Source organism: Cobetia sp. SIMBA_158 (assembly GCF_046566945.1).
Classification (GTDB): Bacteria; Pseudomonadota; Gammaproteobacteria; order Pseudomonadales; family Halomonadaceae; genus Cobetia; species Cobetia amphilecti.
Window position 1 is genome coordinate 1 of record NZ_JAWJYL010000048.1, and the last position, 542, is coordinate 542.

2 tRNA genes are annotated in these 542 nt (G+C 51.7%); both read right to left on the reverse strand.

Annotation, left to right across the window (positions count from 1 at the left end):
* Window positions 1-247: 247 nt before the first annotated feature.
* A tRNA-Ala gene (locus R2R70_RS18895) sits at window positions 248-323 on the reverse strand.
* Window positions 324-362: 39 nt separating this feature from the next.
* Window positions 363-439: transfer RNA gene (locus tag R2R70_RS18900), tRNA-Ile, on the reverse strand.
* Between the last annotated feature and the right edge of the window lie 103 nt (window positions 440-542).

The window sequence follows — 542 nt, forward strand, 5'->3', positions numbered from 1 at the left end:
CTTAATCGCTTGACCATATAACCCCAAGGGGTCTGTCAAGGATTACGAATCTGTCGGACCTCTCCGACATATCGTTTGATAGATATGCGCTTGGCGCACACATCTATCGTCAGCATGATTCACATTGTTAAAGAGCGGCTGTTCAGAGAACAGTGAGAAGTCACACAACCTTCACGAGGAAGGCAATATGCTTGTCACTGTGGACTGTGCAGCGTTATCAGGTAGTAGAAGCTGAACCGGACTTTCATGGTGGAGCCAAGCGGGATCGAACCGCTGACCTCCTGCGTGCAAGGCAGGCGCTCTCCCAGCTGAGCTATGGCCCCAAAGTCGGCAAAACCGTGTCGACAAAAGCACGAAGCTTTTGGTGGGTCTGGGCAGATTTGAACTGCCGACCTCACCCTTATCAGGGGTGCGCTCTAACCAACTGAGCTACAGACCCGACACTACTACTCGATAAACTAACTTGATCAGGTAATTCGTTGTGAGCACTTGCCGCGAGCGATAGACAGTGTCGATAAGGAGGTGATCCAGCCCCAGGTTCC